The sequence below is a fragment of the Streptomyces ochraceiscleroticus genome, from assembly GCF_000720485.1.
GTDB lineage: Bacteria > Actinomycetota > Actinomycetes > Streptomycetales > Streptomycetaceae > Streptomyces > Streptomyces ochraceiscleroticus.
This window is the reverse complement of sequence record NZ_JOAX01000009.1, coordinates 1-26,661: the sequence shown is the minus strand read 5'-3', so window position 1 is coordinate 26,661 and position 26,661 is coordinate 1. Positions and strand designations below refer to the sequence as shown.

At 73.0% G+C, this 26,661-nt stretch carries 19 protein-coding genes and 1 pseudogene; 5 read left to right on the top strand and 15 right to left on the bottom strand.

What is annotated here, in order from left to right:
• Nucleotides 1–61: 61 nt before the first annotated feature.
• Genes IG84_RS0113685 through IG84_RS0113670 form a run of 4 tightly spaced genes read right to left on the bottom strand, consistent with a single transcriptional unit; the run spans nucleotide 62 to nucleotide 4,944 of the window.
• Nucleotides 62–1,285, bottom strand: a complete 1,224-nt coding sequence (locus IG84_RS0113685; protein WP_031055658.1) for an XdhC family protein — start codon at nucleotides 1,283–1,285, stop codon at nucleotides 62–64.
• Entirely contained in the window at nucleotides 1,278–3,419 is a 2,142-nt protein-coding gene (locus IG84_RS0113680; RefSeq protein ID WP_031055655.1) for a xanthine dehydrogenase family protein molybdopterin-binding subunit, read from the bottom strand. The genes IG84_RS0113685 and IG84_RS0113680 overlap by 8 nt, the downstream gene beginning before the upstream one ends.
• Nucleotides 3,416–4,408 (bottom strand): FAD binding domain-containing protein, encoded by a 993-nt coding sequence (locus tag IG84_RS0113675; RefSeq protein WP_031055652.1) that lies wholly within the window; start codon nucleotides 4,406–4,408, stop codon nucleotides 3,416–3,418. The genes IG84_RS0113680 and IG84_RS0113675 overlap by 4 nt, the downstream gene beginning before the upstream one ends.
• On the bottom strand, nucleotides 4,405–4,944 hold the full coding sequence (locus tag IG84_RS0113670) for a 2Fe-2S iron-sulfur cluster-binding protein (RefSeq protein ID WP_031055651.1): 540 nt from the start codon (nucleotides 4,942–4,944) through the stop codon (nucleotides 4,405–4,407). The genes IG84_RS0113675 and IG84_RS0113670 overlap by 4 nt, the downstream gene beginning before the upstream one ends.
• 303 nt (nucleotides 4,945–5,247) lie before the next feature.
• Here IG84_RS0113670 and IG84_RS0113665 point away from each other — a divergent pair, with 303 nt between their 5' ends.
• Entirely contained in the window at nucleotides 5,248–5,829 is a 582-nt protein-coding gene (locus IG84_RS0113665) for a TetR/AcrR family transcriptional regulator (RefSeq protein ID WP_031055649.1), read from the top strand.
• A gap of 73 nt (nucleotides 5,830–5,902) precedes the next feature.
• Here the strand turns inward: IG84_RS0113665 and IG84_RS0113660 are convergent, their stop codons facing one another.
• The 3 genes from IG84_RS0113660 to IG84_RS0113650 all read right to left on the bottom strand — a co-directional run bounded on the left by IG84_RS0113660 (nucleotide 5,903) and on the right by IG84_RS0113650 (nucleotide 9,706).
• Nucleotides 5,903–7,087 (bottom strand): MFS transporter, encoded by a 1,185-nt coding sequence (locus tag IG84_RS0113660; protein ID WP_051861695.1) that lies wholly within the window; start codon nucleotides 7,085–7,087, stop codon nucleotides 5,903–5,905.
• 109 nt (nucleotides 7,088–7,196) lie between these two features.
• Nucleotides 7,197–7,931, bottom strand: a complete 735-nt coding sequence (locus IG84_RS0113655) for a thioesterase II family protein (protein WP_037800236.1) — start codon at nucleotides 7,929–7,931, stop codon at nucleotides 7,197–7,199.
• Nucleotides 7,928–9,706 (bottom strand): non-ribosomal peptide synthetase, encoded by a 1,779-nt coding sequence (locus IG84_RS0113650; RefSeq protein ID WP_245659354.1) that lies wholly within the window; start codon nucleotides 9,704–9,706, stop codon nucleotides 7,928–7,930. Before IG84_RS0113650 ends, IG84_RS0113655 begins: the two co-directional genes overlap by 4 nt.
• Nucleotides 9,707–9,901: 195 nt before the next feature.
• Between IG84_RS0113650 and IG84_RS0113645 the strand changes: the two genes are divergently transcribed.
• The 4 genes from IG84_RS0113645 to IG84_RS0113630 are packed head-to-tail and all read left to right on the top strand — an operon-like array spanning nucleotide 9,902 to nucleotide 19,482.
• The gene (locus IG84_RS0113645; protein WP_245659346.1) at nucleotides 9,902–10,681 is read left to right on the top strand and encodes a TylF/MycF family methyltransferase; all 780 of its coding nucleotides are present in this window, start codon (nucleotides 9,902–9,904) and stop codon (nucleotides 10,679–10,681) included.
• Nucleotides 10,682–10,710: 29 nt separating this feature from the next.
• Nucleotides 10,711–15,600 carry a non-ribosomal peptide synthetase gene (locus IG84_RS0113640; RefSeq protein ID WP_051861693.1) on the top strand — a complete coding sequence of 1,630 codons (4,890 nt, stop codon included), beginning with the start codon at nucleotides 10,711–10,713 and terminating at the stop codon, nucleotides 15,598–15,600.
• 1 nt (nucleotide 15,601) lies between these two features.
• Entirely contained in the window at nucleotides 15,602–18,724 is a 3,123-nt protein-coding gene (locus IG84_RS0113635) for a type I polyketide synthase (protein ID WP_051861692.1), read from the top strand.
• Nucleotides 18,724–19,482, top strand: coding sequence for a hypothetical protein (locus IG84_RS0113630; protein WP_031055629.1), 759 nt, complete (start codon nucleotides 18,724–18,726; stop codon nucleotides 19,480–19,482). The genes IG84_RS0113635 and IG84_RS0113630 overlap by 1 nt, the downstream gene beginning before the upstream one ends.
• On the opposite strand, the gene IG84_RS0113625 is transcribed toward IG84_RS0113630, so the two are convergent.
• The 8 genes and pseudogenes from IG84_RS0113625 to IG84_RS0113590 form a co-directional block, all read right to left on the bottom strand.
• Complete coding sequence (locus tag IG84_RS0113625) at nucleotides 19,479–20,447, bottom strand: EamA family transporter (RefSeq protein ID WP_157848871.1); 969 nt, start codon at nucleotides 20,445–20,447, stop codon at nucleotides 19,479–19,481. The two genes, IG84_RS0113630 and IG84_RS0113625, sit on opposite strands and share 4 nt — an antisense overlap.
• A 20-nt stretch (nucleotides 20,448–20,467) precedes the next feature.
• Nucleotides 20,468–21,730, bottom strand: a complete 1,263-nt coding sequence (locus tag IG84_RS0113620) for an ATP-grasp domain-containing protein (protein ID WP_051861691.1) — start codon at nucleotides 21,728–21,730, stop codon at nucleotides 20,468–20,470.
• Nucleotides 21,727–23,259 (bottom strand): FAD/NAD(P)-binding protein, encoded by a 1,533-nt coding sequence (locus tag IG84_RS41575; RefSeq protein WP_031055620.1) that lies wholly within the window; start codon nucleotides 23,257–23,259, stop codon nucleotides 21,727–21,729. The genes IG84_RS0113620 and IG84_RS41575 overlap by 4 nt, the downstream gene beginning before the upstream one ends.
• A 99-nt stretch (nucleotides 23,260–23,358) precedes the next feature.
• Nucleotides 23,359–24,120, bottom strand: coding sequence for an IclR family transcriptional regulator (locus tag IG84_RS37965; RefSeq protein ID WP_157848870.1), 762 nt, complete (start codon nucleotides 24,118–24,120; stop codon nucleotides 23,359–23,361).
• 26 nt (nucleotides 24,121–24,146) lie between these two features.
• A complete protein-coding gene (locus IG84_RS0113605; protein WP_031055613.1) occupies nucleotides 24,147–24,506 on the bottom strand; it encodes a nuclear transport factor 2 family protein in 360 nt (119 codons plus the stop codon).
• Between the two features lie 5 nt (nucleotides 24,507–24,511).
• Nucleotides 24,512–25,690, bottom strand: a complete 1,179-nt coding sequence (locus IG84_RS0113600; RefSeq protein WP_031055610.1) for a LeuA family protein — start codon at nucleotides 25,688–25,690, stop codon at nucleotides 24,512–24,514.
• Nucleotides 25,691–25,956: 266 nt separating this feature from the next.
• Entirely contained in the window at nucleotides 25,957–26,370 is a 414-nt protein-coding gene (locus IG84_RS0113595) for a DUF2000 domain-containing protein (protein ID WP_031055605.1), read from the bottom strand.
• Between the two features lie 161 nt (nucleotides 26,371–26,531).
• A pseudogene (locus IG84_RS0113590) lies at nucleotides 26,532–26,661 on the bottom strand (3-isopropylmalate dehydratase small subunit); the annotation flags it as partial.

The window sequence follows — 26,661 nt, the reverse complement described above, 5'->3', positions numbered from 1 at the left end:
CGATCACCCGACATTCTCCGCACCGCCTTTGTCGGGTATGAGGATGGGCGTATGGTCCCGGTCACGCCTCACGGTGGATCGGGAACCGTGCCCCCGTCAGCGGTACCCCCGTCCCCCCGTGCCGGGTGGCGATGATTTCTGCTGCGATGGAGAGGGCGGTTTCTTCGGGGGTGCGGGCGCCGAGGTCGAGGCCGATCGGGGAGTGGAGGCGGGCGAGGTCGTGGTCGGTGAGGCCGGCTTCGCGGAGGCGGCGGTCGCGGTCCTCGTGGGTGCGGCGTGAGCCCATCGCGCCGATGAACGCGGCCGGGCGCCGCAGGGCCGTCGTGAGCAGGGGGACGTCGAACTTGGCGTCGTGGGTGAGCACGCACAGGACCGTGCGGTCGTCGGTGCCGGTGCGTTCGAGGTAGCGGTGCGGCCAGTCGACCACGATGTCGTCGGCCTCGGGGAAGCGGGCCCGCGTGGCGAAGACGGCGCGTGCGTCGCACACGGTCACGTGGTAGCCGAGGAACTTGCCCGTGCGGACGAGTGCCGCGGCGAAGTCGATGGCACCGAAGACGATCATGCGGGGCGGTGGGACGCTGGATTCGACGAACAGTGTGACGCCGCCCGGGCAGTGCGATCCGTCCTCGGAGATTTCGAGTGTGCCGGTGCGGCCCACGTCGAGCATGGCGCGGGCCTCGGCCGCGGCCGTACGGTCCAGCTCCGGCCGCCCGCCGAGGCCACCGTCGGGACCCCCTTCGGACGAGTCGCCGAGGCCACCATCAGGACCCCCTTCGGACGAGTCGCCGAGGCCACCATCGGGACCGCCCCCGGACGAGCCGCCGAGAGCGCCCTCGTACGAGCCGTCCGGGTGGACGAGCAGGGCCCGCCCCAGTAGCTCGGGGGAACCGGCGGCCACGCGGGCGAGGGCTGTCGGCTCGCCCCGGGCCGCGCCGGACAGGGCGGCCGCGAGGACCGCTCTGTCCGGCGCGTCCGCGCGCACCGGGGTGACCAGGACATCGATGACTCCGCCGCAGGTCAGGCCGACGGCGAAGGCGTCCTCGTCGCTGTAGCCGAACCGTTCGCGCACCGTCGTGCCGTCCTGGAGCGCCTGTACGCACAGGTCGTACACGGCGCCTTCCACGCAGCCGCCGGAGACCGAGCCGATCGCCGTGCCCTCGCTGTCCACGGCGAGGGCGGCGCCGGGCCGGCGCGGCGCGCTGCCGCCCACGGCCACGACGCTCGCCACGGCGAACTCACGGTCCTCGCGCACCCACCGGTCCAGCTCGGCGGCGATGTCAAGCATCCGGGCCCTCGGCGCCGGCCGGTGCGACGGCGCCCCCCAGCAGGACGCGGTCGGGGCGGATCGGCAGGTGGCGGTGGCGTACGCCGGTCGCGTGCCAGACCGCGTTGGCGATCGCCGCGGCGGCCCCCACGATGCCGATCTCGCCGACGCCCTTGATCCCGACCGGGTCGTCGGCGTCCGCGTCCTCGACCCAGTCGGCCTCGATGAGCGGCACGTCGGCGTTGGCGGCGACGTGGTAGCCCGCGAGGTCGGCGCCGACGTGGCCGCCCGAGGCCGCGTCCCGGACCGCTTCCTCGTGCAGCGCCATGGACAGGCCCCAAGTCATCCCGCCGATGAGCTGGCTGCGCGCGGTCAGCGGGTTCACGATCCGGCCCGCGGCGAAGATGCCGAGCATCCGGCGTACGCGGACCTCGCCGGTCGTGACGTCCACCGCGGCCTCGGCGAACTGCGCGCCGAAGGAGTACCGCTCCTTCTGCGCCAGTGTCGCAAGGGCTTCCGAGGTGTCCGACCGTACGGTGATGCCCTCGGGCGGGACGGTGCCGCCCAGCGCAAGCTGCTCCCGCAGGTCCTTCGCCGCGGCCGTGACGGCCCAGGCCCAGGAGCGGGTGCCCATCGAGCCGCCCGCGATCCACGCCGGACCGAAGTCGCTGTCCGCGATCCGCGTCCGGACGCGGCCGGTCTCCACCTGCAGCGCGTCGGCGGCGATCTGGGTCAGCGCGGTGCGCGCACCGGTACCGATGTCCGCCGCGTTGATCCGAACGGTGAAGGTGCCGTCCGCCTCCGCCGTCACCGCAGCGGTGGACGGGCCGGCGCCCGAGGGGAACGAGGCCGCCGCCACGCCCGTACCCAGCAGCCAGCGCCCTTCGCGGCGCACGCCGGGGCGCGGGTCGCGGTCGGCCCAGCCGAACCTGCGGGCGCCCTCGTCGAAGCAGGCGAGCAGGTTGCGGCTGCTGAACGGCAGGCCGGAGACGGGCCCCGCGTCCGGTTCGTTCCGTACCCGCAGCGCGATCGGGTCGACGCCGCACTTCTCGGCGAGTTCGTCGAGCGCGCACTCCATCGCGAAGGAGCCCGGCGCCTCGCCCGGTGCGCGCATGAAGGTCGGGGTCGGCACATCGAGGCGTACGACGCGGTTGACGGAGTGGTGCGCGTCCGAGGCGTACATCGCGCGCCCCACGTTGGCGCTGGGCTCGACGAATTCGTGCACGGTCGACGTGAGGTTCTGGGCCTCGTGGGCGAACGCGCGCAGCCGCCCGTCGGCGTCGGCACCGAGCCGGACCCGTTGCGCCGTGGGGCTGCGGTATCCGGTCAGCGAGAACATCTGACGGCGGGTCAGGACGACGCGCACCGGCCGCTGGAGTGCGGTCGCTGCCATCACCGCGCACACCTGGTGCGCGCGGATCCCCTTGGATCCGAAGCCGCCGCCGACGTGTTCGGAGCGCACCCGCACCGAGGCCGGGTCGAGGGAGAACAGCTTCGCGAGCTCATTCGCCACCCACATGGTGCCCTGGTTGGAGTCGACGACCTCGAGCCGGCCGTCCTCCCAGCGCGCCATCGCCGCGTGCGGCTCCAGCATCGTGTGGTGCTCTTCGGGCGTGGTGTACTCCGCGTCCAGGACGACGGCGGAGGCGGCGAGTTCGGCCTCGACGTCCCCCTTCTCCACGGCGGAGTCCTCCGGCGTGTACGTACCGTCCCGGCCGGCGGCGAACGCGATGTCGTGCGGCTCCTCGTCGTACTCCACCACCAGCGCCTCCGCGGCCTCCCTGGCCTGCTCGGAGGTCTCGGCGACGACCAGCGCCACCGGCCAGCCCAGGTACGGCACCTGGTCGTTCTGGAAGACCGCGAGGGTCGGGTCGGGCTTTCCGAGCAGCCCCACGTAGTCGGTGTCGACGCGCGGCGCGTTCCCGTGGTGCAGGACGGACAGCACGCCGGGCATGGCCAGTACGGCGTCGGCGCCGACGGAGCGGATGCGGCCGCGGGCGACGGTGGAGAGCACCAGCCAGCCGTGGGCGAGTTCGGCGTAGGGGATCTCGCCCGCGTAACGCGCGGCGCCGGTGACCTTGGCAACGCCCTCCACGCGCGTGTGCGCGGTGCCGACGGCGCCCGTCACCGCCGGGGTTCCGGTCATGGTGGTCATCGGGCGGCCTCCTCGGCGAGCTCGGTCAGTACGGCTGTGACGAGGTTGCGCATCAGTGTCACCTTGTATCCGTTGTCGGGCAGCGCCTCGGCGGCCGCCAGCTCGGCGTCCGCGGCGGCGGCGAAGGCTTCGGCGGTCGCCGGACCACCGGTCAGCAGCCGCTCGGCCGTCAGCGCGCGCCACGGCCGGGACGCCACCGCGCCGAAGGCGAGGCGTACGTCGCGTACGGTCCCGTCCTGGACGTCGAGGGCTGCGGCGACCGAGCCGATCGCGAAGGCGTAGGAAGCGCGCTCGCGCACCTTGCGGTACCGCGAGACGGTGGCGACCGGTGCCGGCGGCAGGGTGACGCCGGTGATCAGCGCGCCGGCCGGCAGGGCGGTCTCCAGATGCGGGGTGTCGCCCACCGGGAGGTAGAACTCCGAGAGCGGCAACTCCCCCGGCCCGTCGGCCGTTTCGTACGTCACCACCGCGTCGAACGCGCTGAGCGCCACGCCCATGTCCGAGGGGTGGGTGGCCACGCAGTGCGCGGAGGCGCCGAGGATCGCGTGGTTGCGGTGCTCGCCCTCGATGGCGGGGCAACCGCTGCCGGGGACACGCTTGTTGCACGGCTTGGCGGTGTCGGTGAAGTAGCCGCAGCGGGTGCGCTGGAGCAGATTTCCGCCGACCGTCGCCATGTTGCGCAACTGCCCCGAGGCACCGGCCAGTACGGCCTGCGCCAACGCCGGGTACCGGCGCCGTACTTCAGGGTGTGCTGCGAGGTCGCTGTTGGTGACCGTCGCACCGATGTGCAGACCGCCGTCCTCCGTCGCCTCGATCCGGTCGAGGGGCAGGTCACGTACGTCGATGAGCAGCCCGGGCCGCTCCACGCCGGTCTTCATCAGGTCGACGAGGTTGGTGCCGCCGCCGAGGTAGCGCGCGTCGGGCTCGGCGCCGAGCAGCGCGACCGCGCCCGGGACGTCGAGGACGCGCTGGTAACCGAATTCCTTCATACCGCGGCCTCCACTCCGGCCGCGCGCGCGACCGCCTGGACGATGGACACGTACGCACCGCAGCGGCACAGGTTGCCGCTCATCCGTTCCCGGATCTCATCGGCGGTGAGCGGCGGCGGCCCCGCTTCGGGCCGCACGTCGTCGGTCACGGCGCTCGGCCAGCCCGCCGCGTGCTCCTCGATCACGGCGAGGGCCGAACAGATCTGTCCCGGCGTGCAGTAGCCGCACTGGTAACCGTCGAGGTCGACGAACGCCTGCTGCACCGGGTGCAGTTGGTCGCCGTCGGCCACGCCTTCGATGGTGGTGATCTCGCGCCCCTCGGCGGCCACCGCGAGCTGCAGACAGGACACGGCCCGCCGCCCGTCGAGCAGCACCGTGCAGGCGCCGCACTGCCCCTGGTCGCACCCCTTCTTCGTACCTGTCAGATCGAGCCGCTCGCGCAGCGCGTCGAGCAGGGTGGTGCGGTGGTCGACGGGCAGCGTGTACTTCTCTCCGTTGACGTGCAAGGTGATGGCGCTGGACGTCGATGGGGCCATGAACAGCCTTCTTTCGCGTGTGTGGTGCGCGGTGAGTGTCGGTGGTCTCGGTGTGGGGTACGCGGTGGGCGACGAGGCACGGGTCGAGACGGCGGGCTCGGCCGGGCGGAGGGCCGGTACGGTCCCCTCACGCAGGCTCTGAACCGGTCTCGGTCACCACCGGCCGTCCACTCCCCCGTATCTGCCGCTATGGTGAGTCTAAGCGGACAACTGTCCGTAAGCATGGAACCTATCGGACAGCTGTCCGCTTAGCAAGGCCCGCCCGGCGGTGATTCCCGTCCGCGGTTCTCGGAAGGAGGACGAGTGCAGCAGCCGAACGACCCACCACTGCGCTCGGACGCGCAACGGAATCGCGAGCGCATCCTGGAAGTGGCACTGACCGAACTGACGCGCTCGGCGGAAGCCCCGCTGAGCACGATCGCGAAGAAGGCGGGCGTCGGGCAGGGGACCTTCTACCGGAACTTCCCCAACCGCGAGGCGCTCGTCCTGGAGGTCTACCGCTACGAGATGCAGCAGGTCGCCGACGCCGCGGCCCAGCTCCTCGAAACCCGCCCGCCCGACCAGGCGCTGCGGGAGTGGATGAGCCGCCTCGCCCAGTACGCGATGGCCAAGGCCGGCCTGGCCGACGCGATGCGCAAGGCCACCTGCTCCCAGGGCAGCCTGGCCGGCCTGGGGCACGCCCCGCTGACCTCTGCCGTCACGCTCCTGCTGAGCGCGAACGAGGAGGCCGGCACCATCCGCCCGGGGGTGACCCCCGACGACTTCCTGCTCGCCATCGCCGGCCTCTGGCAGATCGGCGCCCACGGGGACTGGGAGACCCGCGCGACCCGCCTCCTGGACCTCGTGATGGCCGGCCTCCGCGCGGGCGCGCCGGGACGGCCCTGAGCGACGCCCGGCTCCGTATGCTCAACGGGTTGGTCGACTCCGTACGGTCAGCCTGCTGCTCGGCTCGGTACGGTCAGCGGGCCGACGGCAGCGGCGTGGCCCGGCGCGTCCGCGTCGCGCGGTGGAAGGCGGCCTCGGGCACGAGCGCCAGGGCGCAGGCGGCCGCGGCGGGGAGGGCGATCCAGCGGCCGTCCAGCGGGGACAGCAGCGACAGCAGCAGGCCGCCGGTCGCGCCGCCGAGCGCGGCTCCCACGTAGATCACCGAGCTGTTCATCGATACGGCGAGCGGCCCGGCGGGCCCGGCCAGCCGCAGCAGCCGGTGTTGCTGCGGCGCCGCGTACATCCAGCCGGTGACGCCCCACAGCACCATTGACGCCAGCGCTGTCGGGAAGGAGGTCACGGCCCAGGGCATGGCGAGGAAGTTGACGGCCATGCCGACGACCGAGATCAGGACGAGCCGGCGGCCGGCGGGCCGGTCCATGCAGGCCCCGGCGAAGGTGTTGCCCGCCATGCCGCCGAGGCCGAAGGCGAGCAGCAGCACCGCGAGGCGGGTGCCGTCGCCGCCGGTCGCGTCGGCGAACACCGCGCCCGCGTAGGTGAGGACGGAGTACTCGGCGATCACGGCACAGACGGTGACGGCCAGTACGGCCCGGATGCCCGGTCCGCGCAGGGCGGCGAGCCGCTCGCGCGCGCCGACGGCAGGCCGTACCGTACCGATCCCCCGCAGCCCCCTGACCAGGCCCAGGCCGACCGCGGCCGTGCCCAGCGCGAGGGCGACCAGGGTGGGGCGCCAGCCGAAGGCCGAGGCGGCCCACGTGCCGGCCGGGACGCCGAGCACGGAGCCCATCACCAGCCCGCTGTTGACCAGCGCCAGCGCCCTGCCCTGCCGGTCCTCGGGCACCAGCGCCGCGGCCAGCGCCGCCACCTGCGGGGTGAACTGGCAGGCCCCGGCGGCCACCAGCACGCGGCCGGCCATCGCGGCCGGGAGCGAGTCGGCGCCGGCGCAGACGAGATTGCCGAGCGCTGCCGCACAGAGCGCGGCGGTGAGGGTGGTGCGCGGCGCCCGGTTGCCGAGCGCGCCGGACAGCAGCGGGCCGAGCACGGCGTAGGCGAGCGAGAAGGCCGTCATGAGCTGGCCGGCGGCGGCGAGCGTCGTACCGAGGGAGTGCCCGATCCCGGGCAGCATGCCGGCGATGACGAAGACGTCCGTGCCGAGGAAGAAGGTCCCGGCCGCGAGCAGATAGAGCCGTACCGGCATGGTGGATGCTGTCCTTTCGGGCCGCCGGGGCAGGGGGCCTTGGGTGCGCGGGCCCGGAGTGCGCGGGCTTGCGGGCTTGCGGGCTTGCGGGCTTGGGGCGTGCGGGGATTCAGGCCAGGAAGGTCGCCGCCTTGACGGCCGCGGTGATCTCCGGCGGGAAGCCGTCGAGGTAGAAGTGGCCGCCGGGGAACGTACGCAGGGAGAAGTCCGCGGTGGTCCGGGCGGCCCAGCCGCCTGCGGCGTCCGGGTCCACCACTGCGTCGTCCCGCCCCGTCAGCACGGTGATCGGGCAGGACAGGACCGCGTGCGTATCCGGTGCGTACGACGCGACCGCCCGCCAGTCGCTGCGCAGCGCCGGCAGGATCAGGGCGCGCAGCTCCGGGTCCGCCAGCAGCGCCGGGTCGATACCGCGCAGCAGGCGGAGCTCCTCGACGATCTCGTCCTCGGTGCCGAGGCGGAGCGCCGGGCGGCGGTCCGGCGGGACCATGCCCGAGACGATGAGACCGGCGGGCGGCGCGGCGTGCTTCTCCTCCAGGCGCCGGGCGGTCTCGAACGCGAGCAAGGCGCCCATGCTGTGGCCGAACAGGACCGGCCGGGCGCCTTCGATGTCCTCGGCGACCGCCTCGGCGATCCGGTCCGCGAGGACGCCGAGATCCTCGATTGCCGGTTCCGCTGCCCGGTCCTGGCGGCCGGGGTACTGCACGCCGAGCACCTGCACGGCGGGGCACAGCGCGGCGGACAGCGGGAAGTAGTAGCTCGCCGAGCCGCCCGCGTACGGGAAGCAGAGCAGCCGGCGGGCCGGGGCGGCCGAGCGGTGGAAGGTGCGGATCCAGGGCGGCCTCATACCGGTCTCCGTTCGGTGACCAGGGCGGTCAGCGCGCCGATGGTCGGCTTCTCCAGGAACTCGTGGATGTCGATCCGCACCTGGAAGCGCGCGTGCAGGCGGGTGACGAGGAGGGCGGCCGAGAGCGACGTCCCGCCCAGTTCGCCGAACGGCCGGGACGCGTCGCGCGTGCCGACGGGCACGCCCAGTACCTCCGACCAGATCTCGGTGACGGCGCCCTCGACGCCGCCCCGGTGGGAGGGGGAGGACGCGGCGGGTCCGGTGGAGGGCGTACGGGCCGGGTCGGTCACCGGGGGCGGCAGCCGTCTGCGGTCGATCTTGCCGTTCGGGGAGAGCGGCAGCGACGCGGCGGTACGGAGGTGCCGCGGGACCATGTGGTCGGGCAGCCGGGCGGCGAGATGCCGTCGCAGGGTCTCCTGCCCGGCCTCGTACCCCGGCTCGGCCACCACATGGGCGACCAGCTGCTGCTCGGCGCCGGGCGACGGCTCCCACGGCACCACGGCGCACTCCCGGACCGCGGGGTGGCGGCCCAGTACGGCCTCGATCTCGGCGGGCTCGACACGGTAGCCCCGGATCTTCACCTGGTCATCGGCCCGACCGCGGTACTCGAGAATGCCGTCCGGGCGGCGCGCGACCAGGTCGCCGGTGCGGTACATACGGACCCGCGCCCCGCCCGGCGCCGCCTCGGCCACCGGGAAGCACTCGGCGGTCAGCTCCCGCTCGGACACGTACCCCAGGGCCAGGCCCACTCCCGAAAGCCACAGTTCGCCGGCGCGTACATGCGCCGCGAAGCCCGGTATCGGCCGGCCGATGGGCGGGGCGTCGGGCCAGGAGCGCGGCGGGCCGGTGAGGGTATGGGCGACCGCCACATGCGTCTCGGCGGGCCCGTAGTGGTTGTGCAGCCGGCAGCCGGGCAGCCGCTCGAAGAACGCGCGGATTCCCGGGGTGATGCGCAGCGCCTCGCCGGCCGCCGCCACCTCCCGCAGCCCGGTCGGGAAGCGGCCGAACGCGCGGGCCAGGTCGGCCAGTCGGCTCAGCGCGACGGGCGGGACGAAGAGCCGCTCGATCTCCCACTCGATCAGGCGGTCCAGCACGCGCTGCAGGTCGGCGCGTTCGTCATCGGCCGGAGTGTGGAGGGTGCCGCCGCTGCACCAGGCGGTGAAGACCTCCTGCACGAAGACGTCGAAGCCGAGGGGCGCGAACATCATGGTGCGCAACGGCCGGCCGGACGTACTGGCCAGGGTCCAGGCGATGAGGTTGTCCAGGGCGCGGTGCGGCATGGCGATGGCCTTGGGGCCGCCCGTGGAGCCCGAGGTGAAGACGACGTACGCCGGGTCCTCGGGGCGCACCGCGACCGGCTCGTACGCGTCGTCCGGAGCTCCGGTCCCGTCTGCCCCTTCCGTACCGTCCATCACCAGCACGCGGAGACCGTCCGGCACCTGGGCCGGTGCCTGGTCCGGTGTCGTGAGTGCGAGGCGTGCCCCGCTGCGCTGCCACATGTGGCGGGTGCGGTCCTCGGGGTAGCGGGGGTCCACGACGCAGAAGGCACCGCCCGCGCGGAGCACGGCCAGCACGGCCACGCCGAGCCGCAGACCGCGCGGCGCCTGGACGAGCACCACGTCCCCCGGGCGCACGCCTTCGCGCACCAGGCGCCCGGCGAGCGAGTTCGCGCGCCGGTCCAGTTCCGCGTAGCCGATCCGGCCGTCCGGGGCGATCAGGGCGGTGGCGTCGGGACGCCGCCGTACCTGTTCCCCGATCAACTCGCCCACGCGCATGGACACCAGGTCTCTCCTCCGCTCCTTAGGCCGGCGCCCGGCCGACCCGGCGACGATGTCACGAGCGCGGGCCGGCCCGGCAGAAGGCTTTCGTCCTGCGGAAGACTCGGCCGCGACGCGGCACAACGTCCCTAGGGTCCAGAGCGGGATCACCCGCACCGGTCCCTCCCCCTGAGACGCCCTGGGATGGTTGTCGTGCACTCGACCGCGCAGACCGAACAGACCGAAAACACCGCACAGCTCTATCTGGACCTGATGAAGAAGGTCCTGGCCAACACCATTTACGAGGACCCGCCCATCCCCGCGGCCTGGGCGCCCGCCGAGCAGTACGACGAGCTCAACCGGCGGCTGGGCGTCGACTGGCCGAGCGTCGCGCACACCATGATCGGAATACGCCGGCTGGAGAACGTGGAGAGCTGCGTCAAGACCGTTCTGGCGGACGGCGTTCCCGGCGACTTCATCGAGACCGGGGTGTGGCGCGGCGGTACCTGCATCTTCCTGCGGGCGGTTCTCAAGGCGTACGGCGTCACGGACCGCCGGGTATGGGTGGCCGACTCCTTCCAGGGAATGCCGCAGGCGGATGCCACGACGCACGACGGCGACCGCGAACTGGCGACAGACCAGTACAACGCGTTTCTCGCCACCGATCTGACCACCGTGCGCGGGAATTTCGAGCGGTACGGGCTGCTGGACGAGCAGGTGTCCTTTCTGCCCGGCTGGTTCAAGGACACCCTGCCGACCGCGCCCATCGACCGGCTTTCCATTCTCCGGCTGGACAGCGACCTCTACGAATCCACGAGGGACACACTCGTCCATCTCTATCCCAAGCTGTCCCCCGGCGGATTCGTCATCGTCGACGACTACCACATTCCGGTGTGCCGGGAAGCGGTCCACGACTGGCGTGACGAATACGGCGTGACGGAGCCGATCGAGGACATCGACGGCCTGGGCGCGTTCTGGCGACGCGGCGCGTGACGGGCGGCGGAGGAATGGAGAATCGCGAAGTGGCAAGCACTACTGACGTACTGGCCCTGGTCGCCCGGCAGTTGGGACGCCCGGCGGAACAGCTCGACGGTGACCGGACGTTCGTCGCCTCCGGCGCGGATTCGCTGTCCCTGATGGCTCTGGTGAGAGAGGTACAGAAGGAATTCGGAGTGCGGGTCTCGGTCCGGGAACTGTTCTCGGGGACCGATACGCCGCATAAGCTGGCGGGGGTGCTGGCGGAGCGGGGGGCGGTTTCGGTGGCGGCCCAGAAGGTTGCCCAGGAGGACGCCTCGGAGCCCGCTGCGGGGCCCGCCGTGGAGCCGGCCGCAGGGCCCTTGGCGGAGTCGGCGGAAGAGTCGGCCGTCGCGGTCGTCAATGCCCAGCTGCAGCTCGCGGACCGGATGTTCACCAAGTTCTCGGAGCTGGCGGCCGAGCAGCTTCGGGTGCTCGGCGGGCTACGGCCCGCGGACGCCCCGCCGGCGGACCGCACCCCGGCCCCCGAGGCCCCCCGACTGCCCTCGCCTGCGGCGGCGACGGCCCCCTCCCCGCGGCCCGCCGCGACACCGGGCCCCACCAACCGCCCCGATTTCAGCCTCTATTTCTTCGGCGACTATCCGGACCAGAACGCCGCGGTCGGCTATGAACACCTGCTCAAGGCCGCACAATTCGGCGACGAGCGAGGATTCCACACGCTCTGGATCCCCGAGCGGCATTTCCATTCCTTCGGCGCGCTCTTCCCCAATCCCTCGGTGCTCGCGGCGTCCCTGGCCACCGTCACCTCCCGCATCCGGCTGCACGCCGGTTCCGTCGTGCTCCCGCTGCACCATCCCGTCCGGGTCGCCGAGGAATGGTCCGTCGTGGACAATCTCTCCGGCGGCCGGGCGGGACTGAGCTTCGCCAGCGGCTGGCATTCCCGCGATTTCGCGCTGGCGCCGGAGAATTACGGCCGCCAGCGGGACGTGATGTACGAAGGGCTGGAGACCGTACGGGAATTGTGGGCCGGGCGTGCCGTACCGGCCATGTCCGGCACCGGTGAGGCGGTGGAGATCGCCCTGCACCCCGCGCCCGTACAGGAATCGCCCCCGATGTTCGCCGCCGTGCTGTCGAACCCGGACAGTTATGCGCGGGCGGCGCGGGCCGGGCTCGGCATCGTCACCAATCTGATGTCGCAGAGCGTCGAGGACCTGCGGGAGAACATCGCGCTCTACCGGCGTACCCGCGCGGCCCACGGCCTGGATCCGGACGCGGGCCGGGTCGTCGTGCTCGTCCACACGTATCTCGGCGCGGACGCGCAACGGGCGCGGCAGGAGGCCCGCCGGCCCTTCTGCGACTATCTGCGGTCCTCGCTGGGCCTCTTCGACTCCCTCGCCAACAGCCTCGGGATCGACGTCGACCTGGCGGCCACGGACCCGGAGGACCTGGGCTTCGTCCTGGACCGGGCGTACGACCGGTACTGCGCGTCCCGGGCGCTGATCGGCAGCCGGGACAGCGTTCGCCCGGTGCTGGACGCGCTGACGGCGGCGGGCGCCGACGAGATCGGCTGCTTCATCGACTTCGGTGTGCGGCCGGACCTGATGCTCGACGCGCTTCCCGAACTGGACGGACTCCGCGAGGAGTACACACGGTCCGCCCCACGGCCCGAGGACGGCCACGCCCCGCGACCCGAGGACAGCCACACCCCGCGGCCCGAGGACCGGCACCCTCCGCGCGCCGACGACCGGCACGCCGCCCTCCGGACCGACGACCGGCGCGCCGCCCCCAGGCGCGCCCCCGCCACCCCCCTCCAGCGCCGCATGTGGCTGCTCGACCGGATGCACCCGGGCCGGCACACCTACCACGAGCCCAAGGCGCTGCTCCTCGAAGGCCCGTTGGACACCGATGCGCTGCGGGTCGCCCTGCGGCGTACCGTCGACCGGCATCCGCAGCTGCGTACGGTCTTCCGGGAGAACGCCGAGGGCGTCCTGGAGCAGACCGTGCTGGACTCCGTCGCCGTCGACTGCCCGGTCGTCCCGCTGGCCGGCCTCGACGACGACACCGCGCTGCTGCGTCTGCGGGACGACGCGGACGCCGAGGACTTCGATCTCGCGCGGGGGCCGCTGCTGCGCGCGCGGATCGGCCGGCTCGCCGACGACCGCCATCTGCTGTACCTGGTCGCCCACCACATCGTCTTCGACGCCGCCTCCACCGGCGTCCTGTGCCAGGACCTGGCCGCGTTCTACCGCGCCTGGCCCGGCGAACCGACGGATCTCGCCGATGTGGGCACCGCCGCCGCGCCGTCCGCGGACGAGGACGCCCCGTCCGGCGGTCACCTCGCCGAGGGCCTGGAGTTCTGGCGCCGCGAGCTGTCCGGGGCCGCGCCCCTCGAACTGCCCACCGACCGGCCGCGGACCGCGGCCCCGGCGGCCGGCGCCAGCCTCGCGCACACCCTGGAAGCCACGCTGTCCGAGCGCGTACGGGCGCTCGGCAGGGAGCAGGGCTGCACACTGTTCATGACGCTCCTCGGCGCGGTAGGCGCCACCCTCGGTCGGTTCGCCGGACAGGACGACGTCGTGCTCGGAACGGCCGTCAGCAACCGGCCGAGCGACGCCGCGCACACGGTCGGCATGTTCATCGAGACGGTCGCGCTGCGGCTCGATCTGTCGGGCGACCCCGCCTTCGGGGACCTCGTACGGCGGGTCGGCGCGCGGACGGCCGAGGCCATGCAGTTCCGGGACATCCCCTTCGACCAGGTCGTCGAGGCGGTCAACCCGGAGCGTGCCGCGGGCCGGAACCCGCTGTTCCAGGTGATGGTGGAGTTCGAAGCGCACAGCACGCCCGACTTCGGCGGCACCGGCCTGACCGCCGAGCTGCTCGACGTACCGCGCAACGAGACACCGGTCGACCTCACGCTCTACTTCGCCGACCGCCCGGACGGCATCCGCTGCACCGCCGAGTACGACACCGAACTGTTCGACGGGACCACGGTGCGCCGGATCGTCGAGTACGTGGCGGAGCTGCTGCGCCACGCGGTGGACTCCCCCGGCCTCCCGCTGTCCCGGCTGCCCGCCCTCATCGAAAGCGACCGGCGGACCCTCGACCGCCTGCAGGGCGAGCGGGTCGACGCGGACCCCACGGACCCGGCGACGCTCCACGGGCTGGTCGAGGCGCGGGCCGCGGAGACACCGGACGCGGTGGCCCTCGTGGGGGACGGCGAGCCGGTCGGCTACGGCGCGCTCGACGCCGCCGCGAACCGGCTCGCGCACACCCTCGCGGCCCGGGGCCTGGCCCGGGGTGACACAGCTGCGGTCTGTCTGCCGCGCGGTACGGCCCTGATCACCGCGGTCCTCGCCATCCTGAAGTGCGGCGCCGCGTACGTACCCGTGGACCGCTCGCTGCCCGCCGAACGCCGCCGGTTCATGCTGACGGACAGTGGCGCCGCGCTGGTCGTCGCCGACCGCGAGGCGGACGGCGGGGACGCGGAGAGCTTCCCGTGCCCCGTCCAGTGGATCGACGACCTCGACGACGCCCTGCCGGACACGCCTCTCGGGCGCACAGTGGACCCCGAGGACGCCGCGTATCTCATCTACACCTCCGGGTCGACCGGCCGGCCGAAGGCGGTGGCCGTGCCGCACCGGGGCCCGGTCAACCTGATCCGCTGGCAGCTGCGGACGCTGGGGACGCTGCGCACGGTCCAGTGGACCTCACCGGGCTTCGACGTGAGCGTGCAGGAGATCTTCTCGACCCTCGGCTCCGGCGCCACGCTGGTCCTCCTCGACGACGCGACGCGCCACGATCCCGCCGCGGTGGCCGACCAACTGCGGGAGTACGAAGTGCAGCGCATGAGCGTGCCGTTCACGCCGCTCAAGAGCCTGGCGGGCGAGCTGGCGCGGGTGCCGTCGCTGCGGCAGCTCCTGATCGGCGGCGAGAAGCTCACCCTCACGCCCGAACTGCGCGCGCTCGCCGCCGCGTGCCCCGGGCTGACGCTGTGCAACCAGTACGGGCCGACCGAGACGTCCGTGGTGGTGACCTCGCACCGGGTCGATCCGGCCGCCGGGCCGGTACCGCCCATCGGCCGGCCGGTCGACAACGTGACCGTCCGCATCGTCGACGGCCACGACCGGCCGGTGCCGGTCGGGGTGGTCGGTGAACTCCTCATCGGGGGCGTGCAGGTCGCGCACGGCTACGTCGGTGATCCCGAGAGCACGGAGCGCGGCTTCGGCACGGCCGCGCCGGCTTCCGGCGACGCGGAGCGGTACTACCGGACCGGCGATCTCGTCCGGCTGCGGTCGGACGGCGTCCTGGAGTACCACGGGCGCCGGGACACCCAGGTGAAGATCCGCGGCCATCGTGTGGAGCCCGAAGAGGCCCAGTGGGCGCTGAGCGGGCTGCCCGGCGTACGGGAGGCCGCGGTGCTGGCCCGGCCCGACGCGGCGGGCGAGACGGCGCTGGCGGCGTACGTCGTACCGGACGGCCCGCGCGCCGGCCACGGCGCGGAGGCAGCGCCCGGGGACGACTGGAGTACGCCGCTGCGCAGGCGGCTGGGCGCGGTACTGCCGCACTACCTGGTGCCGCAGCTCTGGCTCCGGCTGGACCGGATGCCCTACGGCCCCAACGGCAAGCTCGACCGCGCCCGGCTGCTGGCCATGGGCACCGCGACGCCCGCCGACGGCCGGGACGCCGAGGACGGCCCCGGCGAGCCGGCCGATCTGCAGGAGCGGGTGGCCAAGCTGTGGGCGGTCGAGCTGGGCGGCGGCACCGTGCCGCCGGACCGGTCATTCTTCGACGCGGGCGGGAACTCGCTGTCCGCTGTGCGGCTGCTGGAGCGGGTCCGCGCGGAGCTGGGCAGCAGGATCCCGGTGGCCGAGTTCTTCGCCGCGCCGACCGTCCGCGCCATGGCGGACCGGCTGGCGTCGGCGCGGAAGGAGCCCTGACATGGCCCACCGCACCGAACAGGAGCTGCTGCGGCACATCCGTACGGCCGTCGAGGACGTCCTGGGGCGGCCGGCCGACCCGGCCACGCCGTTCTTCGAACTGGGGCTGACCTCGCTCGCGCTGGTCCGGGTGCGGCTGCGCCTGGAGCGTGACCTGGGCCGGCCGCTCACCGACACCGATCTCTTCGAGCACCCGAGCGCGGTCGCCCTCGCGGCCCATCTGGCGGCGACCGGCGACGGCTCCGGGGATGCCGCGGCGCAGGAACGCGTCGGCGGGCCGCCGGACGGCGACGACCGGCGGATCGCGATCGTCGGCATGGCCGCGCGGCTCCCCGGCGCCGCCGATGTCGATCAGTACTGGGAGAATCTGCGGGCCGGGGTGTGCAGCGTGCGCGCCTTCGCGCCGGATCCGGGAGCGCCGGCCGGGCCGGACCGGGTACCGGTGGCGGGCGTGCTGGACGACGCCGACCGCTTCGACGCCGGTTTCTTCGGGATGAGCGCGCGCGAGGCCGAACTGACCGACCCCGCGCACCGGTTGTTCCTGGAGTGCTGCCAGCGCGCGCTGGAGCACGGCGGGTACGCGGACGCCGGGTCCGGCGGCGACGACGGTCACCGCATCGGCGTCTACGCGGGCGGCGGAATGAACCTCTACGGCCCGCGCCTGCCGTACTACGCCCGGCACGGCTCGGGCACCGGCGGCATCGCCGCGGAGATGCAGCGCCTGATCGGCGGCCAGTACGACTTCCTGGCCACCCGGGTCGCCTACCGGCTCGGCCTCACCGGCGCCGCGATCGGCGTCCAGACGGCCTGCTCGACCTCGCTGGTGGCCGTCCATCTGGCCGCCCAGTCCCTGCTGTCCGGCGAGAACGACCTGGCGCTGGCCGGAGCCGCGGCCGTGCATCTGCCGCAGGAGGCCGGATATGCCTACCAGCCCGACTTCATCCTGTCGCCGAGCGGCGTCTGCCGGGCCTTCGACGCCGCCTCGGACGGCACGGTAGGCGGCAATGGAGTCGCCGTCGTACTGCTGAAGCGGCTGGACCGGGCGCTGTCGGACGGCGACGAGATCCATGCCGTGCTGCTCGGCTCGGCGGTGAACAACGACGGCGACGCCAAGGCGGGGTTCACCGCGCCGGGGGTACGGGGCCACACCGAGGCGGTACGGCAGGCACTGGCCCGCGCCCGGGTCGCGCCCGAGTCGGTGGGGTACGTGGAGGCCCACGGCACCGGCACCGAACTGGGCGACCCGGTCGAGTTCGCCGCGCTGGCCCGCGCGTACGGGACGCCCGGGGACGGTGCCGGCCGGACCCGGCAGCGCTGTGTGCTGGGCTCGGTGAAGCCGAGCGTGGGGCATCTGGACACCTGCGCGGGGATGGCCGGACTGATCAAGACGGTGCTCATGCTCCGGCACCGGACCCTCGTGCCGACGGTCAACGCGACCCGGCCCAGCCCCCGGCTGCCATGGGCCGAGAGTCCGTTCCGGCTCGCCACCGAGACCCGCGAGTGGGCCACCGAGGAGGGTGCGCCGCGGCGTGCGGGGGTCAGCACGCTCGGGTTCGGCGGCACCAACGCCCATGTCGTCCTGGAGGAGCCACCCGTCCGGTCCGCAGCACCGCTGCCCGCCGCGCCGGTACCGGTGCCGGTCAGCGCCCGCGACCCGGAGTCGCTGCGCGAGCTGGCGGTCGCGCTCCGCGACCACCTCACCCGGCATCCCGGCATCTCCGCCTCCGACGTGCTGTTCACCCTGGCGCGCGGCCGGACGCACCATGCGTACCGGACCGTGGTGTACGGCCGGACGGCGGCCGAACTGGCCACTTCCCTGGGGGACTTCCTGGCCGGCCGCGAGGGCGGGGACCGGCGTGCGGCCGGCCGCCCGGGACCGCCTGCCTTCGCCTTCTCCGGGCAGGGCACCTCCCCCGTCGACGCCGCCCGCGGCCTCTACGCCGAACTCCCCGTCGTCCGCGAGGTGCTGGACACCTGCGAGGAGATCCACCGGCGGACGGAGCGCGGCAGTCTGCTCGATGTGCTGCTGGCGGACGGGGCCGAAGCCGCACCCTCGCAGCCGGCGGTGGCCCAACCCGCGCTGTTCGCCCTGCAGATGGCGCAGGCACGGTGGTGGCGGTCGGTGGGTGTCGAGCCGTCGCACGCCATCGGCCACAGCCTCGGCGAGATCGCCGCGCTCTGCGATGCCGGCGCGTTCTCGCTGGAGGACGGTCTCCGGTTCGTCATCGCCCGGGGGCGCGCCATGAGCGGCGGGGCGGTGGCCGGCGGCATGCTCGCCGTGGCCGCCGACGAGGCGACCGTACGGCGCGTCGGGGACGCGGCGGGTCTCGATGTCGCCGCGGTCAACGGCCTCCGGTCCCATGTGCTCTCCGGGGCGCCGGAGCGGGTCGAGGCCGCGGAACGCCTGCTGGCCGCCGAGGACCTCGCGTACCGGCGGCTGGCCGTCGACCGGGCCTTCCACTCCGCGCTGCTCGACCCGGTCGCGAACGAGCTGCGGGACGCCGCCGCGAAGGTGCGCTTCACGCCGCTGCGGATGCCGTGCGCCGACACCGCCGGGGGCACGGTGCTGGACGCGGGGACCGTACTGGACGCCGGCTTCCTGGTCCGCCAGGCCCGCCGACCGGTGCTCTTCCACGAAGCCCTGACGGCCCTCCGCACGGCCGGCTGCGCGGACTTCCTGGAGATCGGCCCCGGGGACGTGCTCACCGGGATGGGCCGCGCCGCCCTGCCGGACAGCCGCTGGACGGCGAGCCGGGCCCGCGGCGCGGGTCCTGACCTGGCGCTGTGGCCCGCGCTCGGCGCGCTGTACGAGCAGGGCACGGACGTGGACTGGGCGAGCATCGCGCCGCGTGGACGGCGGATCCCGCTGCCGGGCCATCCGTTCCGCCGCGACCGGTACGAGATCCCCGCCCTGCCGGGGACGGCACCGGCAATGTCCGCGCCTCCGGAGACGGCCACGGAGTCCCGCACGGCGCGGCCTCGGTCCGGGACTCCGCAATCCGCTGTCCCCGGGACGCCTGAGTCCGGCGTGGCCACCCGCCAACTCGCCCTCATGGGCCGCATGTTCGACGACATGGCGGACCTCATGACCGCACAACTCCGCTCGCTGGAGGAACAGCACTGATGGACCACCACGACGAGCCGCTGCTGCTCGTACTCGACTACCCCGGTTACCGTCCGGAGGCCCGGTTCGCCGATCTCCGCCTGGACGGGCACGGCGTACGGACCCACGACCTGCTGCGCCGTCCGCTGCCCCGGGTCACGGACGGCTCGGCGTACGCCGCGCGGTCGCTGCTCGCCAACCCGGCGCCCGCCGGCCCGGTCACCGCCATCGCCGCCTACTGCGCCTCGGCCCCGCTGGCGTTCGAACTCGCCCGTGCGGTCGCGCCCGAGGGCGGGGCCGCGCCCCGGCTCGTCCTCGTCGACGCCGAACCCGGAACGCTCGCCCCGGTCCTGGACAGCTACCGCGACGCGCTCGCCCAGCTGGGTGTCCACCCGTCCGAGGAGGAGGTCCGCGAGCGGGCGGCCCCCGACCGCCTCGCCGACGATCCGCGGGGGTTCGTCGACGCCCTCGTGGACGACCTCGAACGGCGGGCCGCTGACGCGCTGCGCGCGCTGGGCAGCGGCCCGGCCGAGGCCGTCGAGAGCGCGGCGCACATGGCGGGCGCGTACGCCGACTGGCTCAGCCATCTGGTGGCCGCGCACCGCTCCCGGGTCTCCCCCTGGGACGGCGAGGTCCTGCACATCGACTCAGCCGGCGGCTCCGGTCGCCATTTCGCGCACGGGGCCGCCGACGTACGGGAGGTACGGATCGACTGCGACCGCAAGGACCTGCTGCGCAGCGAGGAGACGCGCGAAGCGGTGCTGTCCGCGCTGCGCTAACCGGGGACCCGCGCGGACTCCTGACCGGACTTCCGGCCGGACTCCGCGCGGGAACGGGTCTCCGTACCGTCGCCGTCACCCTCGCCCTTCGACGGTTCCTCCCGGGACAGCCGGGCGTACCACAGGGCGACCGCCATCAGCGCGCAGATCAGCGCGAACGACAATCCGTCGAAGCCGCCGTGGAAGGCGGTCTCGGCGAGATAGGTGACCCCGGGCAGCGTGGTCAGCAGCACCATCGCGACCATCGGGTCCGCGCCCTGGAGCCCGCGCTGCAGCAGGAACAGTGGCACGGTGACCGCCAGGACACCGGTGACCAGCAGCGCCGGCCAGTCCGCCGACCGCACCGCGCCGGTGCCGCCCACGACGAGCAGCAGCGCGCCGCCGCAGAGGAAGGTGAGGTGGAAGCGGTGCGCGGTGGCGTGCACGGGGTCGATGCCCCGGCGCCCCAACTCCGCTGATACCAGGGCGAGTACGGAAGCTCCGATGCCCGCGACGAGCACCAGCCCGATCCCCGCCGCCGATCCGGCCGACCGCAGCCCGCCGTCCCCCGTGAAGCTCCAGGCGATGGCCCCGCCGAGCAGCACCAGCAGGCCCGCCGCCGCCCAGCCCGGAGCCGTGGCTCGCCGGCCGATCCCGGCGAGCCCGAGCAGGGCGAGCACGGCCGGGCCGATGGCGGTCTCGATGCCGGTGGCGAGTGCGGAGGGGATCCAGCTCAGCGCGGCGTAGAAGCTGAGGAAGGTGACGGCCGTGACCACGTTCATCGCCAGGAGCAGCCGCCCGGCCCCCGGCGGCGCTGCGACGGGCGCGCTGCCCCGCCCCGCACGGAGGCGCCGGACCAGCAGCACCGCATTGAAGACCACGGCGGCGGCGCCGAATCCCGCACAGGACAGCGCCAGACTGTCCGTGGATCCGAGCCGGCCGGAGACGAATCCGTACACCCCGGACTGCAGCAGTACCGATGCCATGATGCAGAGGACGGGCACGGTCAGCTCCCGCTCTCCGCGGCCGGGGACGCGTCGCTCTCGTCCTCGATGCGGTACAGCTCGCCCGCGTCCTCGATCTCGTGCAGGACGTCGAGGCTGTGCTGGAGCAGTTCGGCGTCCTCGTGGACGAAGAAGGCGACGCCGCAGCCGCCGGTGGTGAGCTGCCCGTCCCGGACCGGCTCGCCGACCGCCGGGATCCGGGCCACGCTGTGGAATCCGGGGAGCCGGCGGATCCGGCGCAGACCGTCCAGCGCCCGCACCGTGCCGGCGCGGTGGGCCCGAAGATAGACCTTGGCGAGCGACCGTCCCGGCCCGTACGGCAGGTCGAAGCGGTTCGTGAACTCCTCGGGCCGCAACAGGCGTTCGGCCAGCAGATGGGGGCTGCTGTACCCGTACGCGACGTGGTAGGCGTCGGCGGACAGGTACGGCCCCATGAGCCGGGAGTTGACCTCCACCAGGCGCGGGCCGTCCGCGGTGAGGATCACTTCGGTGTGTGCGGCGCCCTCGCGGACGCCCAGCGCGTCCAGGCAGCGCATGACGTACGCGACGAGCTCGGTCTCGGCTTCGTCGAGCGTGCGGCGGGAGACGATGTGCCGCAGGACGGGCGCGCCCTGCTCGCGGTCGATGCGCTCGGCGTAGATCTCGGCGAGCAGATGGCGGCCCGCCATGCTCACCGTGTTGACGATGTACTGGGGGCCTTCGAGGAACTGCTGGACCAGTACGCCGTCGTTGACCTCGCCCATGAGGTTGCGCCGGCCGCTGTTGGCGCGGAAGGCGTCGAGGGCCCGGCCGGCGTCGGGGCAGATGTGGCAGCCGTCGCTGCCCGCGCTGTTGAACGGCTTGACGACCACGGGGAAGGTGCCCCAGCGGTCCAGCACGGTGCGCAACTCCTCCTCGCTGCGCACGGCTTCGGTGCCGGCGTGCGGCACACCGGCGTCGGCCAGCGCGCGGGCCATCCAGTACTTGTCCCGGCGGGCGGCGCGCAGCTCGTGGCGGTGGTGCGGCACGCCGAGGGCCTCGGCGAGCTCGTCGGCGAGGGTGACGCCGAACTCGCTGCCCGCGAGCACGGTGCTGACGCCCATCGCGCGCAGCCGTCCGGCGGTCGCGTCGAGGCCGGCGTGCACCACGGTCTTGACCGGCAGGCCGCCGGACGGTGCGGCGGGCGCCCGGTCCTCCGTGTAGACGTGCAGGAATTCGGCGCCCTCCTCCAGCAGGGCTTCGGTCAGTTGCGCTCCGCTGGAGACGGGGTTGACGAGGGCGATCACAGGGCCGTCCTTTCGGCGAGCGGCTCGGTTGTTCCGGGGCTGTACTGCCCGAGTTGGTCGGCGACGACGGCCGCGTGCTGGGCGGCGGCCCGCAGGTAGTTGACGATGGGGAAGCGCGAACCGGCGCCGGCGCCCAGCGCCCAGATGCGTTCGGCGGGGCCGTCGGGCCGCAGCCGTATCCGCAGGGTTTCGAGGATCTCCGGCCGCGGCCCGGCGTCGCCCGCCCCGCCTGCGGCGCCGTCCGCTGCCTCGCCTCCGATGCGTACGCCGGTGGCGGTGGTCGTCAGCGGCGCGACCCGGTATCCGGAGGCGCACACGATGTGGTCGAAGGTCTCGGTCGTGCCGTCCGGCCAGCGCACCGACCAGCCGGTCCCGCTCGGCTCCATCCGTTCCGGATAGCGCGGGGCGACGCGGAGCCTGCCTTCGGTGAGCCAGCCGTCCAGCAGGGTGGCGTTGCGCAGCGGGAAGGCGGATATGTAACGGGTCATCAGGGCGCGGTAGCGGGGCAGCACACGGGCGCGCACGTCGGCGCGCCAGCGGGACACCTGGGCGTTGACGGTGTCGATGAGCTCCGCCATCACGTCCTCCCAGGGGATGCGGCCGGCCGCGGCGCGGTGCCGTTCCTCGCGCAGCAGGGGCGCGGGCCGCCCCGAGAGCCGGGGCCGGGCGACCCGGGCGCCCGGCGCTCCGGCACGGATGGCGGAGAGCAGTTCGCGGGCGACGGTGCGGTCCAGCGCCGTGTCGTCCGCGGGTCCTTCCGGGGTGCCGCTCGCGGCGAGGGCCGCCCAGACGTCCTGGCGCAGCCGTGGGGTGGCCGGGCGGACGAGGCGGTTGCGGACGGCCGGCAGCATGCCCGAGGGCGAGGTCATGACCGTACGCCGGTTGCCGGTCCTGCAGAGGGTCACCGCCGCGTCGATCGCGGACAGCTTGGTGCCCAGGACCAGGACGCGGGCGTCGGCGGGCAGCGCGCGCAGCTTGTGCGAGGGGTACGGGGTGGCCATCAGACGGGGATGCCCGGCGTACGGGCGGAGCTCCGGCGGCAGGACCGGGTTGTCCGCGCCCGCGCAGAACAGGATGTCGGTGCCGGTGACCGATCCCCCGCCGGCGAGCGCCACCCGGTACGCCGTGCCGTCCGTGTCCGTGTCCGTGTGCCGGTCGATGGCCACCGCGCGGTCGCGGATGTGGGTGACGCGGGTGCCGGCCCGGCGGGCCGTGTCGGAGTACTGCCAGAAGCGCTCGCGGCAGTACTGGCCGACGAGGTAGCGCGGGGCGAAGTCGGCGCGGTGCACCGGGTGGCCGCGGGACGCGAGGTAGTCGAGGAAGTCCGAGCGCCCGTCGGCCTTCAGGGCCGTCACGTCCACGGAGGTGTTGCACAGCAGGGCCGGGTCGGTGGTGCCGAAAGCGGTGCCCAGGCCGATGGGGCCGGGCGCCACGAAGGTGACCCGTTCCACCCCGGAGCTGCCCGCCAGATGCGCGAAGGCGCTCACGGCGGTGGCACCGCCTCCGATGATGACAATTTGCTTGCTCACAGTGATGCCTCACCGGGGAGTAGTTCAGTTCAAGGGAACGCCTGTACGGGAAGGGGCGCCCGGCCGGGTGGTGCCGGGCGCCCCAGAGATCGCGGCCGGTCAGGCCGCGACGGCGTGGCGGCGCGGCAGCGCCCGCTGGATACCGGCCGTGGCGGCGATCAGCATCTCTCTCCAGTGCCCGATGGCGGAGCCCTCGGGCGTGGAAAGGCCGATCGCGGCCACGGCGACGCCCTCGTCACAGACGGCCATGGCGACGGTCTGCCGGCCGGGGCGTCCGGTGTCGTTGAGCACCGCACAGCCGTGCCGGCGGATCAGTGGCAGGCGGCTGCGTACGGACGGGTCTGCCCGCAGCGCCTCATCGGTCCGCGGTGCTCCGCCGGCCCGTCCCGTTTCGCCGTCCGCGCCGCGATGGGCCAGCAGCGCCAGCCCGCAGGCGGACTCGGTCAGCGGCCTGCGCAGTCCTCTCAGGTCCGCCGAGCGGATGCCCTCACGGGGCCCGAGGTGTTCCACGCACACCGCGTCGTCGCCGTCCGCGACGACCAGCTGTACCTCTTCGCGGGACAGCTCCGAGAGGGACAGCAGGGCCGGCAGGGCCGCCTCACGCAGTCCCGTACGGCTGGGCGTCAGCGATCCGAGCTCCCAGATGCGCAGCCCGATCCGGTAACGCCCGTCCTGATCGCGGTCCAGCGCGCCCCAGGATTCGAGTTCACCGATGAGCCGGTGTGCCGTGGCCAGTGGAAGCCCGGTGCGCCTGGAGAGGTCGGAGAGCGACAGGCCGCTGTACACCCTGTCGAATGCTCCGAGAATCGCGAGCGCCCGGCTCGTCACCGATACGCCCACGGCTTTGGCATTGCCTGCCACAGTTCCCCCATCGTTCGGTAACGGTCTCACACCAGCGGCGCGTAGAAGAACGTTTCCCGCCGGCCGAAACGACCGTCCGATTCGAGCGTGAAGAAGTCGGCGAATTCCACGGAGACCTGTCGGCCGTCCTTGAGTTCGCCGGAGAAACTTCCGGAGACCGCGACCCGGGGCAGCTGTTCGGTGATGGTGTGCACGGTGTGGCTGCCCTTCCGGATCACCCGCTCCCCCCGGTAGAACGCCTCCAGATCGGCCCGGCCGTTCATCGCTTCATAGCCGGGCCGCCGGTAGACGGCTTCTTCGGAGAAGAGCCCCAGAAGGCCGTCCACATCGTCGGCGTCGACCCGTTCGTAGTAGCTGCGGACCAGTTCTTCCGCCTTGCTCGGCACCGGACTCACCGGGCCTTCCGCGGCCAGTCGGCCAGCTCGCGCTCGAGGCGGTCGCGCACCACCGAAAGGTCCTCGCAGTCGCTGCCCGGACGCTCGGCGATATGCGTCTCGTAGAGCGCTTCGAGCTGCTTGTCATCCACCTCGACGCCGATCTGGTCGAGCAGATGGCGCAGTACCGCACGGCCGGAGTGCCGGCCGATCAGAATCGTGGTCTCACGGCCGAATACGCCGGGCCTCACGTATTCGTACGTCTCGGGGTTGCGCAGCAGGCCCTGCTGGTGAATGCCTGCGGTGGTACCGAAGGCATAGGCCCCGACGATGGGCTTGTTGCGCGGCTCCTCCAGCTTGATGATCTCGCGGAGCCTGGCGTAGGCGTCGTGAATGCCCGCCAGGTCGATGTCACTGTGCACGCCGTAGTAATCGCTCTTGTACGCCAGTACGGCGGCGAGCTGCTCCAGCGGGGTGTTGCCGGCCCGCTCGCCGATTCCGCCGAGCGTCACCTGGATCTCGTCGGCGCCCGCTTCCATGCCGGCCAGCGCATTGCCCAGCGAAAGGCCGAAGTCGTCGTGGCAGTGCGTGGAAATGCGGACGCCGGGCACCCATTCGCGGAACTTCGCGATCAGCTCACCGTACTGCCCGGGGACCAGGGCACCGACGGTGTCGGGAACGACGATGCAGCTCGCGCCGGCCTCGACGACCGCTTCGGAGACGTTGCGCAGGTGCTCGTCCGCGCCGCGGGTGGCGTCCTCGATGGCCACCGCGACCTCTTCGACGCCGAAGGACTTGGCGAACTCGACGACGTCGACGATCTCCGCGACGGCTTCCTTGCGCGTGATGCCGCGCTTGTACTCGAGGTGGATGTCACTGCCCACGGTCACCGTCTCCACCTGGTGGTTGGCGGTGCCGCCGGCCTCGACGGCCGCCTCCACGTCGCCGCGCACGGCACGGCAGAAGGTAACGAACTGAGCGTTCGTGACGCTCTTGGAGATGAGCCGGGTCGCTTCGAAGTCACGGGGCGACGCGGCCGGGAAGCCGGCCTCCACCCGGTCCACGCCCAGGGCCTCGATCCGCAGCGCGATATCGAGCTTCTCCTCGGGCGTCATGGCATTCCCGGGGGCCTGCTCCCCATCCCGAAGAGTCGTATCGAAGACCGATATACGTCGCGTTCCCTTGTCAACTGACACAGAGCCCCCAGCGTTTGGTGAGTATCAACATGCGAGATGCGGAGCGCAGCCGAGAAGGCGACCCCCACGACCCAGAAGCTAACAATGGCGGGCGGTCCGAACCAGTGATGCCGAATCTGTTCAGCACCTATCGCCATTTCGCCGTTCACTCATTCGACCTGAGCGCGCGGCGGCACCGTCGCAGCGAACATGAGAGAGCAGATCGCCGATCACGCCGCGCCGGAAGGGGAACGCAGCAGTCTCACCATGCGAGAATGTGCCGGGATTCAGCGATAGAGCGGAAGCTGTCCGGTGAGGGAATCGACGGCCGGCCGCGCGCCGTGCAGCATCACGCCCAGATACCGCATGTCCTCCGGCTTGGTGCCGCCGAGAGTCGCCAGATAGGCGTCGTAGGTGCGCGACTTCTGCGCGACCTCGCTCATATCGGCGACCAGCACACCGTCCAGCGCCGCGGCGTCCGCGTACAGTTCCTGGAGGCGTTCGGCGGACGCCTTGAGCACCGGAACGGGATGCGTACTCATCCCCAGATGCCGGTGCCCGGAGGCGTCCGGTCCGTCCTCACCCACCAGATCCGATGCCCGATTGCCGAGGCTGATCCCCAGCAGTGCGGCGGTATTGAGCGCGACGCCGACCGGAAGTTCTTCCGCGATGACGACAACGGCCTTGGTGGGCATGGACATGGACTACCTCTTTGCTCTGCGTCGTGACATACCGCCTGGTTTGGGGCGGTCGCAGAACGAGGTTAATTCGCCCGGTCCGCGTGGCTGCGGCCCGGTGAATGTTGTTCGTTTTCCGCCGGCCGTTCACAGGGTCGGCGGATTTTGTGCGGATCGGCTGCGGACTACAGAACGACGTTCGGCTTGAAGGGCAGTCTGTTCGCCTCGTATGCGGCGATGGAGTCTTCCTCCCGGAGGGTGAGGCTGATGTCGTCCAGTCCCTCCAGCAGCCGCCAACGGGCGTTTTCGTCCAGC